Origin of the sequence: Labrys sp. WJW, assembly GCF_001676615.1 — a bacterium.
GTDB classification, from domain to species: domain Bacteria; phylum Pseudomonadota; class Alphaproteobacteria; order Rhizobiales; family Labraceae; genus Labrys; species Labrys sedimenti.
Genome location: NZ_LYXZ01000062.1, coordinates 55,439 through 71,234, shown reverse-complemented (window position 1 = coordinate 71,234; position 15,796 = coordinate 55,439). Strand labels below are relative to the sequence as shown.

Sequence of the window (15,796 nt, the reverse complement as noted above, 5' to 3'; positions counted from 1 at the left end):
GGTGATCCATGCCGGTTTACGCTCCCACGCCGAGCGATTTGAGCTTGCGGTGCAGAGCCGAGCGCTCCATGCCGACAAACTCGGCCGTACGGGAGATATTGCCGCCGAAACGATTGATCTGCGCGATCAGATATTCGCGCTCGAACAATTCGCGGGCATCACGCAATTGCAGTCCCATCAACTGCTCGCCCCCCTGCCCGTTCGGACGGGTCGGCATCAGCGCACCGATCTCCGGCGGCAGCATTTCGGCAGTGATGGTCGCATCGGCATCGCCCCCGACCAGGATCATCAGCCGCTCGATATTATTGCGCAGCTGGCGGACATTGCCGGGCCATTCATGCGACTGCAGCACTGCCATGGCATCGGGGCCGACCACGCGGCGCGGCAAGCCAGTCGCCTGCGCGATCTGGCCCTGGAAATAGTCCACGAGTTCGGGAATATCCTCGCGGCGCTCGGACAGGCCGGGCACGCGGATCGGCACCACGGAGAGGCGGTGCAGGAGATCCTCGCGGAAGCGCCCGTCGGCCACTTCCTCGGTCAAGTCACGCGAGGTCGAGGTGATGATGCGCACGTCGACATGCACCTTGGTGGCGCCACCGACGCGGGAGAAATTCTGGTCGATCAGCACCCGCAGGATCTTGCCCTGCGTTTCGCGCGGCAGATCCGCGACCTCGTCGAAAAACAGCGTGCCACCATGGGCTTCCTCGAAAGCACCGACCTTGCGAGCACGGCCATCGCCGCCTTCGACACCGAACAGTTCGGTTTCCATGGTCTCCGGCAGGATGGAGGCCGAATTGAGTACCACGAACGGCCCCTCGGCCCGCTGCGAGGCTTGGTGGATGGTTCGGGCAGCCAATTCCTTGCCCGATCCGGGCGGCCCCGCAATCAGGATGCGGCTATTGGTCGGCGCGGTCTTCTCGATCACCTGCCGGAGCTGGTTCATGGCCGAGGAGCGCCCGATCATCTTGGAGGCGCTGCCCGAGATCTGGCGCAATTGGTTGACCTCGCGGCGCAAGCGCGAGGTTTCCAGGGAGCGTTCGGCCACCAGCACCAGCCTGTCCGCCTTGAACGGCTTCTCGATGAAGTCATAGGCGCCGATCTTGATCGCGGCGACGGCGGTTTCGATATTGCCATGGCCCGAAATCATCACAACCGGAACGTCGGGATGCTCGGCCTTCAGGACCTCCAGTAGCTGGAGCCCGTCGAGGCGCGATCCCTGCATCCAGATATCGAGAAAGATGAGATGCGGCCGGCGCTGGGCGACGGTCGCCAAGGCATCGTCTGCGTCCTTTGCCGTTCGCGTGCCGTGACCTTCGTCCTCGAGGATGCCGGCAACGAGCTCTCGGATATCGGCCTCATCGTCAACGATCAGAATGTCGGTCGCCATCGTCTAGTTCCTGCTTGCATGAGGTGAATTCAGCGCCACGGCCCTGCACAAGGCCGGGTGTGCCGCTCGCAAATGCCTTGCGATCGCGCTGGAAGAATGGGCCTTTGCCCTGATGAAATCGGATGTCGCCATCATTGCGCGGCCTCGTTGCTGGCCGGCGCCTCCGCCGGAAACCACAGGCGCATCATGGCGCCATGGCCACCGTCGGCCACATCAGGCGCGTCGAGCAGTTCGATGCCGCCACCATGCTCCTCCATGATCTTGCCGACGATGGCCAGGCCGAGGCCGGTGCCCTTCTCGCGCGTGGTGACATAGGGTTCCAGCAGCTTCTGGCGATTTTCCTTGGGCAGGCCGATGCCGTTGTCGATAACCTCCACGGCGATATCGGTTCCCTTGCGCAGCGCGCGCACCTCGACGGTGCCCGGTCCCGGCCTGTCCTCGGGACGGCCAGCGATCGCCTCGGTGGCATTCTTGACGATATTGGTCACCGCCTGGGAGAGCAGGCGCCGATCGAAACGGGCGATGATGGGTTCGGGTGGTGGCTGATAGGTGAAAGTGATGTCGGGATAGCCGATACGCATCATGAACACGACCTGCTTCACCATCTCGCCGAAGTCTTCGTTCTCGATCGAAGGCTTGGGCATGCGGGCGAAGGAGGAGAATTCGTCGACCATGCGCTTGATGTCATCGACCTGGCGCACGATGGTGTCGGTACACTGGTCGAAGACCTCGCGGTCCTCGACGATGACCTTGCCATATTTGCGCCGGATGCGTTCCGCCGAGAGCTGGATCGGCGTCAGCGGATTCTTGATCTCATGGGCGATGCGGCGGGCCACGTCCGCCCAGGCCGAACTGCGCTGTGCCACCACGAGTTCGGTGATGTCGTCCAGCGTCACCACATAGCCATGCTCGCGCATGGTGGACTGCTCGGAAGTGACGCGCACGGTGAGATTGCGCTCGCGCCCGTCGCGATTGATGGTGATCTGGCCCTGCACCAGCCGCGACCGCGTGCCGAGGGCGTCGGCGAGATAGGTCGACAGCTCCGGCATCACTTCGGCCAGGGGCCGACCGACGGCAGACTGGCGCGACTTGATCCAGGTGCTGGCGAGCGGATTGACCACGGTGATCTTGCCCTCGTCGTCGATGCCGATCACGCCGGTGGAAACGCCGGACAGCACCGCCTCGATGAAGCGCCGCCGGCTGTCGAGCAGGTCATTGGCCCCGAGCAGGTCGTTGCGCTGGGTGCGCAGCGTATCCGTCATGTTGTTGAAGGTATCGCCAAGCTTGCCGAGGTCGCCCGAGCGCCGCTCCACCGGCACATGCACGTTGAGGTTGCCGCTGCCGACCTGGTCGGCGGCACTGATCAGGCGCCGGATCGGCTCGACCAGGCGATTGGCGAAGGACAGGCCGATCCAGATCGCCGCCAGCAGCATGTTGAGGGCGATGATGGCATAGAGCAGCGCGAAATTGACCTGGGTCGGGAAACGGGACGCCTTCAGATTCTCGAAGCGCTCCGAATCCTCGCCGGTCTGGCGGATATATTCGGCAATCTTCGGGTCGAAGGGCCGGACGATGAAGAGATAGCGGTCGGTGTAGGCGGCCAGCTTGATGATCTGGCCCGTGACGTTCTGCGTACCGGGGTCGATGCGCACGGCTGGTTGCTGGTCCGCGGCGGCAAGGGCCGGATAGAGCTTGGCCGGCAGGAAGAAGGGCAGGCTCCCGGGAACGTAGGACTGGTCGGTCACCTGGCCGTCCCGCGTCAGGATCATGGCGCTGGACAGGCCGTAATTCACGGCGAGCATGTCGAACAAGCGCTGATATTGCGACCTGTCGGCCGCATAGAGCGGTGAATATTTGTTGAGGTCGGCAGCCATCGACAGACCGGCAAACCGCAATTGCAGGGCCTGCTCGTCCTGGTAGGAATTGGCAACGGCAACCGACGTGTTGACGATATTGCTGACGCGCGTCGAGAACAGATTGTCGAGGCCGCGGTCGAGTGAGATGATCGCCACCGTCGCCAGCAGCAGCACCGGCACGGCGGAGACGACGGAGAACAACCCGATCACTCGCATATGCAATGCGGCCCCGGCCTGCCCGCGACGCCTTGCGACGATCAGATTGCCTGCCTCGACCGCCAGCAGCACCAGCAATGCCACGATGAAGGAGGCGTTGACGATGAATAGCGCGTCGATAGCGTTGCTGTAGGCGATATCGGTGTTGGGCGCCTGGGCGACGCTATCGATACCCAGATAGAAGCGCAGATGGGAGACCGTGCTCTTGAGCAGCAACGAGACCGGCTCGACGTCAACCAGCACGAAGAAAGTGCCGATAGCCGACGCGACCGAAAGAATGACCAGCCCGAAACCAAGCAGGCCGAGGCGCCGTGCCGGCATGCTGGCGACGTCTGGCACCGTCTGCTGGGCATTGTCTGCAACTGCCATTCGAACGCCGTCCTCACCCCATTGTCGATCGGTCAGCCCGGACGATTCCCGGCTGAGTGATTCATGCAACACTGTTGCCGAATTGTAACAGAATCAAGGCGAAACTGACGAGCCAGCCATTCAAGGCTTCAGGCGAACGCCTCTTGCTCGCCGATCACGGCCGCGGCCGCCGCCCTCGCGGCGTTGCAGAGCCAGTCTTTCCCGCGCTTGCGCAAATCCTGCTGCAGCAGCGGCAATCGTTCCGGATCATCGGCATGGCAATTGGCGATTTCCCGCCCCATCAGTGCGAGCATGCGAGGCGACAGGAACGCGTCGATCGCCGTTTTCACTTCCAGCTTGCGGCTGTTGGGGGACAAGCGCCGCACGAGGATGGCATCTTTCACCCCATAATGCGGGTCCGGTGCCCGGCAGCGGCCGGTTGCAATCGGCTCGGCCAGGATCGCCTTGGCCTTCCGATCGAAGCGAAGGGACCAGGCCGAGATGGTCAACCTCTTGGCCTCGCGCAGCACCGGCCCGCCCCGCCACTCGCCACAAGCCAGGAAACGCGCCCGGCCGAGACTGCCGGTGCCCGCCCGTCTGGGGAAGAAATGATATGTGCCCTGCGGATCGGGCATCGATGCCCGCAACCTCTCCTCGTAATCAGGTTTGATCGGCTTTCGCGTCTTGATGTCGAACTTGCTCCAGAACGCCTTGCGCTCCGATTCCGGCAGCAGCACGGCCCTGCGTAGCCACTTGTGATCACGCTCGAGCACCACCGGAGCGGGATTGGCCAGCCCCGCGGCATAGCCGGCTGCGACCGCCCGACAGATCTCCGCCGCCGATGGATCGCTGCCGCCACGCGCCAGCAACGCACTGGTGGCAAGCCGCACGAGATCGAGCACATAGGGCATGAAGGCGGCATCGTCGAAATCGTTGGCGCCCCAGACCAGGCGCCCTTCGCTGTCGCGCCAGGTACCGAAATTCTCCAGATGGGTGTCGCCGATCGCCAGAACTTCCGGTGCGTCAGCGAGTTCAGGGCAGATCTCCAGGATCGTCTCGGCCCAACGCCAATAGGTCGCCCGCAGAAAGGCAAAGGCGCTGCCGCGCATCTTGCGGCGTTTTTCTTCCAGGTCCACCTCGACGAAATCGGCCCCGATCTCATCCCTCAGCCAGTTTTCATAGGCTCGCACCGAGGTCCTGATTGCGTTCATGCCTGCATCCCATGTCCGGGTCGTCGAATGTAGGAGGCAGCGGAGCCGAACGATAGCTGATTTGTCACCTTCCCGATGTCACGCAACAGTCGAACGCCCATGCTCTATTTTATCTGCACAGGTCCAACCATCGACGCATGAAGCGGGAGAAGCAAGCATGCGAGCGGAAGCAACGAATGGTGATTTTGCGCTTCGGGCCATCGCCGGCAGCCATGTGGTCCTGCTGGCGCTCGACGCCACTGCCGAGGCCCGCCGAGGGCTGCTCGGCTTTGCCATCAAGCGCACCGATGTCATCGAAGACCAGTCCTATTGGCTGAGCGGCACCAAATTGTTCCGCGAGGTGGTTCCAGAACCGCGTCCGGGGCAGAAATATTCCACCCTCGAACATCCGATCCAGAGCTTCTTGTGGAGCGACTACACCGCCAAGCCTGGCCGTTCCTATGGTTTCCTGATCCGACCGGTCTACGGCACGCCCAAGAACCTGCGCTATGGCAACGACATCGAGATCGAGGTCACGACCGAGAGCGAGGATAGCGGTAGACACGCCGTCTATTTCAATCGCGGCGCCATCGCGAGCCAGGCCTTCGCCGAGAAATTCGGCAATCGGGGTCCGGCCGATCCCAATGACCGCCATGACCGCACGACCCAGTGGCTCTCGCGCGGCCTGCTCGAGGCCGTTCTCGATTTCATCGCCGAGGCCCGCCCGGGAGAAAGCCTGCGCATCGCCGCCTATGAATTCAGCTATCCGCCGGTGCTGAAAGCCCTGGCTGCCGCCCATGAGCGCAAGGTCGACGTCGCCATCGTCTATGAGGCCGGCCAGGAAACCGTGAAGGGCGAGCGCAAGGATACCGAGGCCACCAAGGCCAACGCCGCCGCTATCAAGGCAGCCGGCCTGTCCAAGTCGATCCTGCTGCCGCGCACCCGCCGCAACGATATCCCGCACAACAAGTTCATCCTGCGCCTGTCGGACGATCCGGCGCGCATCGCCCTGTGGACGGGTTCGACCAACTTCACCGCTTCCGGCTTTCTAGGGCAGAGCAATGTCGGCCATCTCGTGCGCGATGCGGCGCTTGCCGCCCACTATCTCGCCTATTGGGAAAAGCTTGCTGATGACACCGAATGGAAGCCGCTGCGCCAGTGGGTAGGGGCCGAAAATGCCGCGCCCCGGGACGAGATTCCACCTGGCACGATCACCCCGCTGTTCAGCCCGCGTCCCGATGACAGCCTGCTCGACTGGTATGCCGACCGCATCCGCTCCGCCCGGCAAACCGTGATGTTCACGGCCGCCTTCGGCGTCAATACCACCCTGGCCAAGGCCTTTACCGAGGACGTCGATTTCCTGCGCTACATCCTGCTCGAGAAGTCGCTCGATACCAAGGCGGAAAAATTGCTGGGCGCCGACCCCGATCTGCAGATCGCCAACGGAGCCGCTCTCGGCAAGACGACGCTACGCGCCAAGGTCCCCGGCTGGAAACTCGACAGATGGTTCCTGGAGGAAGGCCATTATCGCTATGAGGGCAACGTCTTCTACATCCATACCAAGATCCTGCTGGTCGACCCGCTATCCGACGATCCTCTGGTCATCAGCGGTTCGGCGAACTTCTCCAGGAACTCGCTCGTCAACAATGACGAGAACATGCTGCTCATTCGCGGGGAGACGCGCGTCGCCGACATCTACATGACGGAGTTCGATCGCATCTTCCGGCACTTCTACTTCCGCAATGTCGCCAACCAGCTCGCACTCAAGGGCAGCGAGGGGACACAGGCGATCTTCCTCGACCCGACCGACGGATGGGTCAGCGAGAATTTCGATCCCGATCGCATGAAGTCCAAGCGGCGCAAGCTCTTCTTCCCGCAATCGCCGAATTGAGCCCCACGCCGCGCCTCACCGGATGGCGCGGATGACCTGGATGTCGAGGTCGCGGATCTTCTTGCGCAGCGTGTTTCTGTTGACGCCGAGGAGTTCGGCCGCCTTGATCTGGTTTCCGCGCGTCGCCGCGAGCGCGGCCCCGATCAGCGGCTCCTCGATGTCGCGCAGAACCCGGTGGTAGAGGCCGGGAGGCGGCAGGTCGTCGCCGAACTTCGAGAAATAGCGCGTCATGTGGCGCTCGACCGAGGCCGACAGGGTTTCGTCGACCGAGCTCTCGGCCTCCAGCGGCATGGTCTCGGAGGTCGCCAATTCCTGCTCGATGATCGCGGCCGTCAACGTCTCCTGCGGATAGAGAGCGCAAAGCCGGCGCACCAGGTTCTCGAGTTCGCGCACATTGCCCGGCCAGCGATGACGCTTGAGGCGTTCGACGGCGGAAACGTCCAGGTGCTTGGCCGGCAGGCCCTCCCGCTCCACCAGCTTGAAGAAATGGCGGGCAAGGTCCGGCACGTCCTCGGCCCGCTCGCGCAGGGGCGGCAGCCGCAGCGGCACGACATTGAGGCGGAAGAACAGATCCTCGCGGAACAGGCCCTGCTGGATCAGGATGCGCAGATCCTTGTTGGTGGCGGCGACGATGCGAACATCGGTCTTGATCGGCGTGCGCCCGCCCACCGTGGTATATTCACCCTGCTGCAGCACACGCAACAAGCGAGTCTGCGCCTCCATCGGCATGTCGCCGATCTCGTCGAGGAACAGCGTGCCGCCCTCGGCCTGCTCGAAGCGCCCGACCGAGCGGGCATTGGCGCCGGTGAAGGCCCCCTTCTCATGACCGAACAATTCAGATTCGATCAGGTCGCGCGGGATCGCCGCCATGTTGATGGCAACAAAGGCGCCGCTGCGGCGCTTGCCATAATCGTGCAGGGCCCGGGCCACCAGCTCCTTGCCCGTGCCGGACTCTCCCGAGATCATCACGGTCAGGTCCGTCTGCATCAGGCGGGCGAGAACGCGATAGATCTCCTGCATCGCCGCCGAGCGACCGACCAGTGGCATGCTCTCGGCTTCCTCGCCCGAGCGCGGCGCCGGCTTGCCGCGAGGCTCGCTCAGCGCGCGGCCGACGATGGCGATCAGTTCCTTCAGGTCGAAAGGCTTGGGCAGGTAGTCGTAGGCGCCCTTCTCGGAGGCCCGGATCGCCGTCATCAGCGTGTTCTGGGCGCTCATCACCACGACGGGCAGTTCCGGCCGCACCTTCTTGATGCGCGGCAGCATGTCGAAGGCGTTCTCGTCCGGCATCACCACGTCGGTGATGACCAGATCCCCCTCGCCCTGGCTGACCCAGCGCCACAGCGTGGTAGCGTTCCCTGTCGAGCGCACCTCATAGCCGGCACGGGACAGGGCCTGGTTGAGCACCGTCCGGATGGCGGCGTCGTCATCGGCGACGAGAATACTGCCTGCCTGCATACTCGGTTTTCCTATGCGCTAAAGCGTTTCGTGATTTGAGCGTTTCAGTTCAAATCGCAAAGACGCGTCGAACCAAAGAGAAAGAACAAACAAGCGTTCACGGCTGAAGGCGCTTTGCTTCGGAGTCGGAACGATACATGGGGAGAAGGATGCGAAAGACCGTACGCTTGTTCTGGCTTTCGCATTCGACGATCCCCCCGTGATCGCCGACGATCTTGGCGACGAGGGCCAGTCCCAGCCCGGTGCCGCTGGTCTTGGTGGTGACGAAGGGATCGAACAGATAAGGCAGGAGATCCGGCGCCACGCCCGGCCCGCTATCCTTGATGCACACTTCGATGGGCAGGCTGACCCGCGAGGATGATCCCGGCACCGAAAGGCGCACGCCCGGCTTGAAGCCGGTGGTCATGGTAATCTCGCCATCCGCCTCGCCGTCGATGGCCTCGGCGGCATTCTTGACCAGGTTGAGCACGACCTGGACGAGTTGGTCCTTGTTGGCATGCACGGGTGGCAGCGAGGGATCGTAGTCCTCGATGAACTTGATCTTGCGGGCAAAGCCGGACTGGGCCAGCTTCTTCACATGCTCCAGCACGACATGGATGTTCACCGGGCTGCGCGCCACCGGGCGCTCGTCCGAGAACACCTCCATGCGGTCGACCAGCTTGACGATGCGATCGGCCTCCTCGCAGATCAGCTGCGTCAGCTCGCGATCGGCGTCCTCGACCGACTGCTCCAGGAGCTGGGCCGCGCCGCGAATGCCGGAGAGCGGGTTCTTGATCTCATGGGCCAGCATGGCTGCCAGCGCCGTCACCGAACGGGCGGCGCCCCGATGGGTGAGCTGGCGGTCCATCTTGTCGGCGATGGTGCGTTCCTGCAGCATGATCACCACGCCGCCGGACTGGTCCTGCATCGGCGCGACCTGGATGTCGACATGCCGCTCTCCGCCGAGCCGGGGCGAGCCGAGATCGACGCGATATTCGTTCACGGGCGCATTGCGCTCGCGGACCTGGTCGATCAGGGCCAGCAGCGGCGAACCGAAAGGCAGCAGGTCCTTGATCAAATTACGCCGCATCATCGGCGCGCTGACGTCGAAGAAGGCCTCGGCGGCCATGTTGGCATCGAGCACCCTGCCCTGCGCATCCACCGAGAGAATGGCGTGCGGCAAGGCATTCAGCACAGCTTCGTGATTGGGCATGTGGCGCGGCAGGGCTGTCATGCGGCCACCCGGTCGAGGCTGGCGAAATAGGCGGTGAAGGCGGTCGCCACCTCGCCGGGCTTGTCGCCCGTCAGAACCGACTGGCGCAGTTCGGCATTGCCGCCACCGAAATAATGCTGAGCCGCCTCCATGGCGGAAGCCAGATGCTTGCGGGCATGGCGGATCCCATGCGCCGGCCCGTAGAGATCGAGCAGGCCATGATAGTGCTCGAGCGTCAGATCGCGCTGCACCGGCGCATCAGGCACGGGTAGCACTTCGCCTGCCTCGAGCTCCCGGGCGATATGCCCCGGCAGCCATGGCCGTCCCTGGGCAGCCCGGCCCACCATCACGGCATCACAGCCCGATTGCTGCAGCATGGCGAGGGCATCGCTGAGGCCCCGGCAATCGCCATTGGCGACGACCGGAATGCCGACGGCCTGCTTCACGGCCCGGATGGCCCGCCAATCCGCCGTGCCCTTGTAGAATTGCATGCGCGTGCGCCCATGCACGGTGATCATGGTGGCGCCCGCCTGCTCAGCCCGGCGGGCGAGCTCAGCTGCATTGAGGCTGGCCTGATCCCAGCCCAGGCGCATCTTCACCGTCACTGGAACCTTCACGGCCGACACAGTCGCCTCGATCAGGGTGAGCGCATGATCGAGATCACGCATCAAGGCCGAACCGGACCAGCCGCCAGTGACGCGCTTGGCCGGACAACCCATATTGATGTCGATGACATCGGCGCCGGCATCGACCGCCACGCGGGCTGCCTCGCCCATCCAGTGCGCCTCGCAACCGGCGAGTTGCACGACATGCGGTCCGCCGCCGGGCGCTTCGGCTCGCAAGCGAGCCTCCTCGTCACCGGTGGCGAGGCGATCGCTCGCCACCATCTCGGAAATCACCAGACCTGCGCCCTGGCGCTGCGCGATGCCGCGCAGCACGGCATCGGTCACGCCCGACATCGGCGCCAGGACCACCGGATTTGCCAACTCGACCGTCCCGATCCGCAGCCGTCTTGGCGGCGCAGATTCGATCGTGGCCGTGATTTCCTTGCCTACCATGAATGCAGGGCTCCTCTATGCTCACAATCTAGCCAGTCACATGGACGGCAGCAAGCGGAATTCGCCTCCTAAACAAGCATGCCTGCAAAACGGGCAGCGCAGGGCAGATTCATCGCACCGCCACTTCCGATACTCCGATTTGCACATTGCCCGCGTTTGGCAAATGATGCGGTTGCGCAAGGGCACCTATATTGCCCCTCACAGCCGCGCCTGGGAGTTGAATCAATGAAGATGAAGCTGTCACAATTCGTTATAGCCACTATCTCAACCATTTTATTGGCAGGCGCCGCCCAGGCCGGCGATGCATCCGGGACCTGGTTGAGGGAGAATGGCGAATCGAAGGTGAAGATCGCCCCATGTGGCGAAGCGCTGTGCGGCTCCGTCGTCTGGGTCAAGGATCCCAAGCACCAGGACAATGTCGGCAAGCGTGTGTTCTACGACATGGCGCCATCGGGCGACGACAAATGGAAAGGCAAGGCCTTCAATCCCGAGGACGGCAAGACCTATACCGGCACCATGACCCTGTCGGGCAATCGTCTCACCACGGCCGGCTGCGTTCTCGGCGGCCTGATCTGCCGGTCTGTCAGCTGGAGCCGCCAATAGACACGGCAGGCGTGTTGCCCGAAGCGCGGCGCGCGCCTTTCCGGCCGAGACGAGGCCGATGCCTGTTTGAGAGGTTTTGGAGCGATGATGTCAGAGAGCGGGCCGGCGGCGCGACCGATTTCGTCGCATGACGTGCCCTGGACGGAATGGTCCGAGGTGCCACGCTTCGGCGTGCGGTATCGGCATCTTACCCGGGCCGCCATCGGCGGTTCCTATCATGTCGGAGTCGCCATCGAGGAGCTGGAGCCGGGAAAACAGAGCTCGCCGGCGCATTTTCACATCTTCGAGGAAGAGCATGTCTTCGTCCTCGATGGCGAGCTCACCGCCCGGGTCGGCACCGCAACGCACAGGCTGAAGGCCGGCGACTATATCTGCTTTCCGGCCGGACAGAGGGCTGGCCATTGCCTCCTCAACCAGGGCAGCCGGCCGGCCCGCTACGTGATCATCGGTGAGCGCAACGAGAACGAGGTGGTGGTCTATACTGACTCCAACAAGGTGCTGGTGCGCGCCCTCGGAAGGGATGCACTCCTCGACCTGGAGGCGGCGCGCAATTACTGGGATGGCGAGGCCACCGGCCTCGACGATCCGGCCTTTCCCCGGCCCGACATCATCGGCAATCTTGCGGCAAAATCGGTCAAGCCGCTTGCGCCGATCTCGCAGGACGACGTGCCTTGGGACGAGAATGGCGCCGGGCCGCAATTCGGTGGTTCTTCCAAGCACCTGACCTATGCCGCCGCCGGCAGGGCCTATCGCGTCGGCGTGCTGATCGAATCCCCGGCTCCCGGCATGCGCCTGTGCCCGACCCACTACCACATGCTGGAGGAAGAGCATGCGCTGGTCCTCGAAGGAGAGCTGACTCTCATCCTGGGCGAAGAGCGCCTCAGGATGAAACCGGGAGACTATGTCTGCTTTCCGGCTGGCCAGAAGATCGGCCACTCCTTCGTCAACAGCGGCACGGGTCCCTGCCGCTACCTGATGATCGGCGAGCGCAACCCGAACGAGGTCTGCGTCTATCCCGACTCCAACAAGATGGCCGTCGACGCCCTCCGCGTGGAGCCGGGGGTTTTCGACATGTCGGCGACCAGGAACTATTGGGACGGCGAGAAGACCGCCTGAGCCGGCTCAGGCACGATGTGCCGTCTTCTCCGCTCCATCCAACCATGGAGCGAGATCGGCACACCACTACCTCTTCCTCAAAGTCCAAGCTTGGCCTTGAGGATATCGTTCACGGCCTGCGGGTTGGCCTTGCCGCCGCTCTGCTTCATCACCTGGCCGACGAACCAGCCGAGCATGGTCGGCTTGGCCTTGACCTGCTCGACCTTGTCGGGATTGGCCGCGATCACCGCATCGATGGCGGCCTCGATCGCCCCGGTATCGGTGACCTGCTTCATGCCGCGGGCCTCGACGACTGCGCGCGGATCGCCGCCTTCGGTCCAGACGATCTCGAACAGATCCTTGGCGATCTTGCCCGAGATGACGTTCTCGCCGATGAGATCGACGATCGAACCGAGTTGCGCGGCGGAAACGGGCGAGGCGGTGATGTCGAGCCCTTCCTTGTTCAGGCGGCCGAACAATTCGTTGATCACCCAGTTCGCAGCGATCTTGCCGTCGCGCCCCGTCGCGACCGCTTCGAAGAAGTCGGCGGATTCGCGCTCGGCCGTCAGCACGCCGGCATCATAGGCCGACAGGCCGTACTGGCTGATGAAGCGGGCCTTCTTGGGATCGGGCAGCTCCGGCAGATGGCCGGCGAGATCATCGACATAGGCTTGGTCGAATTCGAGCGGCAGCAGGTCCGGATCGGGGAAATAGCGATAATCATGCGCCTCTTCCTTCGAGCGCATGGACCGCGTCTCGCCCTTGTTGGGATCGTAGAGGCGGGTCTCCTGGTCGATCGAGCCGCCATCCTCGAGAATGCCGATCTGGCGGCGGGCCTCGACGTCGACGGCCTGGCCGATGAAGCGGATCGAGTTGACGTTCTTGATCTCGCAACGCGTACCCAGGGGATCGCCGGGCTTGCGCACGGAGACGTTGACATCGGCACGCAGATTGCCCTTGTCCATGTCGCCGTCGCAGGTGCCGAGATAGCGCAGGATGGTGCGCAGCTTGGTGACATAGGCGCGCGCCTCGTCGGCCGAGCGCAGGTCCGGCTTGGAGACGATCTCCATCAGGGCGACGCCCGAGCGGTTGAGATCGACCAGCGATACGTCGCCCACATGCATGGACTTGCCGGCATCCTGCTCCAGATGCAGGCGCTCGATGCCCACATTCAGCGTCTCACCAGTCTCCGGCACCTCGACGATGACGGTACCCTCGCCGATGATCGGCTGCTTGTACTGCGAGATCTGGTAGCCCTGGGGCAGGTCCGGATAGAAGTAATTCTTGCGGTCGAACACCGACTTCAGATTGACCTGTGCCCGAAGGCCGAGGCCGGTGCGGATCGCCTGGCGCACACACTCCTCGTTGATCACGGGCAGCATGCCGGGCATGGCGGCATCGACCAGCGAGACATGGGAGTTGGGCTCGCCGCCAAACTTGGTGGAAGCTCCGGAAAAGAGCTTGGCCTCGGAGGTGACCTGGGCATGGATTTCCATGCCGACAACCACTTCCCAATCGCCCGTGGCGCCCTTGATCAGCTTCTTGGGATCAACCGTGGCGTTCATATCTAGGCTCCGGTTCAAAGTAGAATTCAATGTTTGAGCGGGCTGATGTCAGCCTCGTTTATCCGTGGTCAGGTGCCGGTTCTCGTAATCGATGATCCAGGCCACCATGTCGCGCCAGATGAGCTCGGCGAGTTCGGGCGGCAATCCTTCCGCCTCGGCCTGCTTGCGGGCCGAGGCCACCACCTCCTCGACGCGTTCGGGGATGTTGGCGGGCAGGCCGTCGCGGTTCTTCACCTTGACCACCCGTTGCACGACCTTGAGGCGGCTGGCCAGGAGATGCACCAGCTTTTCATCGATGGCATCGATCTCCCGGCGCAGATCCGCCAACGTCTCGGTCGTGCCCGATGTTTCGCCGGTGTTCTGGCCGCCGCTCATGCTCAGGCCCACCAGCGCTCGGGCCGGCCGAGCGAACCGGCGGCCTGTTCGACGGCGTGGCCAAGGGTGAACAGGGTTTCCTCGTCGAAAGGGCGCCCGATCAGTTGGAGGCCGAGCGGCAGGCCACCCGAGGACAGCCCCGCCGGCACGGACAGCCCCGGCAGGCCGGCCAGGTTCACCGTCACCGTGAAGACGTCGTAGAGATACATCTCCACCGGATCCGTCCCACCCTTTTCGCCGATGCCGAAGGCGGGCGACGGCGTGGCCGGCGTCAGGATGGCGTCGACGCCGCTGGCATAGGCCTGTTCGAAATCGCGCTTGATCAGCGTGCGGATCTTCTGGGCCCGGACGTAATAGGCATCGTAATAGCCGGCCGAGAGCACATAGGTGCCGATCAGGATACGGCGCTTCACCTCGGCGCCGAAACCGGCGGCGCGAGTGTTCTCGTAGAGCTCGGTGATCTCGCGCCCGGCAACCCGCTCGCCATAGCGCACGCCGTCATAGCGGGCCAGATTGGAGGAGCACTCGGCTGGCGCCACGATGTAATAGGCCGGCAAGGCATATTTCGTATGCGGCAGACTGATCTCGCGAATTTCGGCGCCGGCATCACGCAGCCAGTCGATGCCCTTCTGCCAGAGCGCATCGATCTCCGCCGATAGGCCTTCCACCCGGTATTCCTTGGGAATGCCGATGACCTTGCCCTTGACGCTGCCGCCGATCGCCGCCTCGTAGTCGGGTACGGCGATATCCATGGACGTGGTGTCCTTGGGGTCGTGCCCGGCCATCGAATTGAGCATGATGGCACAATCGCGCACGGTATGGCCGAAGGCACCGGCCTGGTCGAGCGAAGAAGCGTACGCAATAATCCCCCAGCGTGAGCACCGGCCATAGGTCGGCTTGATGCCGGTAATGCCGGTGATGGCGGCCGGCTGGCGAATGGAGCCGCCGGTATCGGTGCCGGCCGCACCGGGGCACAGGCGCGCGGCCACCGCAGCGGCGGAACCGCCCGAGGAGCCGCCGGGAACCAGGAAGCCGTTCGGCGCCTTGCCGGCAGCGCGTGCCTCGGCGAGTTTGCGCTTGCCTTCCTCGGCGCTCCAGCCCGGCGGCAGCCAGGGCGAGACCGCCGCGCCGAAGGCAGAGGTCTCGTTCGACGAGCCCATGGCGAATTCGTCATTGTTGGTCTTGCCGAGCATCACCGCGCCATCGCGCCAGAGCTGGCTCGTCACCGTCGACTCGTAGGGCGGTACGAAATTGTCGAGGATGCGCGAGCAGGCCGTGGTGCGCACGCCCTCGGTGGCAAACAGGTCCTTGACGCCGAGCGGCACGCCCTCGAGTGGACCGCCCTCGCCCTTGGCGAGCCTGTCATCGGCCCGGGCAGCCATGGCGAGCGCCTGCTCCGGCGTCTCCAGCACATAGGCGTTGAGGCCACGTGCCTTCTCAATCGCGTGGAGATAGGCCTTGGCCGCCTCGGTTGCGGTGAACGTCTTGGCCTTCAGGCCGTCGCGGATTTCAGCAAGGGTGAGATCGGTAATATGGCTCACGGAAGGATGTCCTGAACGGATACG

Annotated in this window: 12 protein-coding genes; 3 read left to right on the top strand and 9 right to left on the bottom strand. The window is 63.8% G+C overall.

All coding sequences use genetic code 11. From position 1 onward, the window contains the following. Positions 1-16: 16 nt before the first annotated feature. From BA190_RS30535 to BA190_RS30525, 3 genes are all read right to left on the bottom strand, one after another. Complete coding sequence (locus BA190_RS30535) at positions 17-1,387, bottom strand: sigma-54 dependent transcriptional regulator (protein WP_068297137.1); 1,371 nt, start codon at positions 1,385-1,387, stop codon at positions 17-19. A gap of 131 nt (positions 1,388-1,518) precedes the next feature. After that, positions 1,519-3,828: a PAS domain-containing sensor histidine kinase gene (locus tag BA190_RS30530; protein ID WP_156771768.1), complete on the bottom strand. Its 2,310-nt coding sequence runs from the start codon at positions 3,826-3,828 to the stop codon at positions 1,519-1,521. Between the two features lie 128 nt (positions 3,829-3,956). Beyond that, a complete protein-coding gene (locus tag BA190_RS30525) occupies positions 3,957-5,018 on the bottom strand; it encodes a DUF2252 family protein (protein ID WP_068297134.1) in 1,062 nt (353 codons plus the stop codon). A 157-nt stretch (positions 5,019-5,175) separates the two neighbouring features. Here BA190_RS30525 and BA190_RS30520 point away from each other — a divergent pair, with 157 nt between their 5' ends. Beyond that, positions 5,176-6,888 (top strand): phospholipase D-like domain-containing protein, encoded by a 1,713-nt coding sequence (locus tag BA190_RS30520; protein WP_068297131.1) that lies wholly within the window; start codon positions 5,176-5,178, stop codon positions 6,886-6,888. Between the two features lie 15 nt (positions 6,889-6,903). On the opposite strand, the gene ntrC is transcribed toward BA190_RS30520, so the two are convergent. From ntrC to dusB, 3 genes are all read right to left on the bottom strand, one after another. Further along, complete coding sequence (ntrC, locus tag BA190_RS30515) at positions 6,904-8,343, bottom strand: nitrogen regulation protein NR(I) (RefSeq protein ID WP_068297127.1); 1,440 nt, start codon at positions 8,341-8,343, stop codon at positions 6,904-6,906. Between the two features lie 97 nt (positions 8,344-8,440). Further along, positions 8,441-9,556 carry a nitrogen regulation protein NR(II) gene (locus tag BA190_RS30510; RefSeq protein ID WP_068297124.1) on the bottom strand — a complete coding sequence of 372 codons (1,116 nt, stop codon included), beginning with the start codon at positions 9,554-9,556 and terminating at the stop codon, positions 8,441-8,443. Further along, positions 9,553-10,593, bottom strand: a complete 1,041-nt coding sequence (gene dusB, locus BA190_RS30505; protein WP_068297121.1) for a tRNA dihydrouridine synthase DusB — start codon at positions 10,591-10,593, stop codon at positions 9,553-9,555. The genes BA190_RS30510 and dusB overlap by 4 nt, the downstream gene beginning before the upstream one ends. 78 nt (positions 10,594-10,671) lie before the next feature. On the opposite strand from dusB, the gene BA190_RS30500 reads away from it, so the two are divergent. Then, a complete protein-coding gene (locus BA190_RS30500; protein WP_371260438.1) occupies positions 10,672-11,196 on the top strand; it encodes a DUF2147 domain-containing protein in 525 nt (174 codons plus the stop codon). 84 nt (positions 11,197-11,280) lie between these two features. Next, positions 11,281-12,312: a cupin domain-containing protein gene (locus BA190_RS35530; protein ID WP_082980147.1), complete on the top strand. Its 1,032-nt coding sequence runs from the start codon at positions 11,281-11,283 to the stop codon at positions 12,310-12,312. 77 nt (positions 12,313-12,389) lie between these two features. Here the strand turns inward: BA190_RS35530 and gatB are convergent, their stop codons facing one another. From gatB to BA190_RS30480, 3 genes are read right to left on the bottom strand one after another with little or no spacing between them, the layout of a single operon-like run. Continuing rightward, positions 12,390-13,856: an Asp-tRNA(Asn)/Glu-tRNA(Gln) amidotransferase subunit GatB gene (gene gatB / locus BA190_RS30490; protein ID WP_068297116.1), complete on the bottom strand. Its 1,467-nt coding sequence runs from the start codon at positions 13,854-13,856 to the stop codon at positions 12,390-12,392. A 48-nt stretch (positions 13,857-13,904) separates the two neighbouring features. Next, entirely contained in the window at positions 13,905-14,231 is a 327-nt protein-coding gene (locus BA190_RS30485; protein WP_068297204.1) for a chorismate mutase, read from the bottom strand. Positions 14,232-14,233: 2 nt separating this feature from the next. Then, complete coding sequence (locus tag BA190_RS30480; RefSeq protein WP_068297113.1) at positions 14,234-15,772, bottom strand: amidase; 1,539 nt, start codon at positions 15,770-15,772, stop codon at positions 14,234-14,236. Positions 15,773-15,796: the final 24 nt, after the last annotated feature.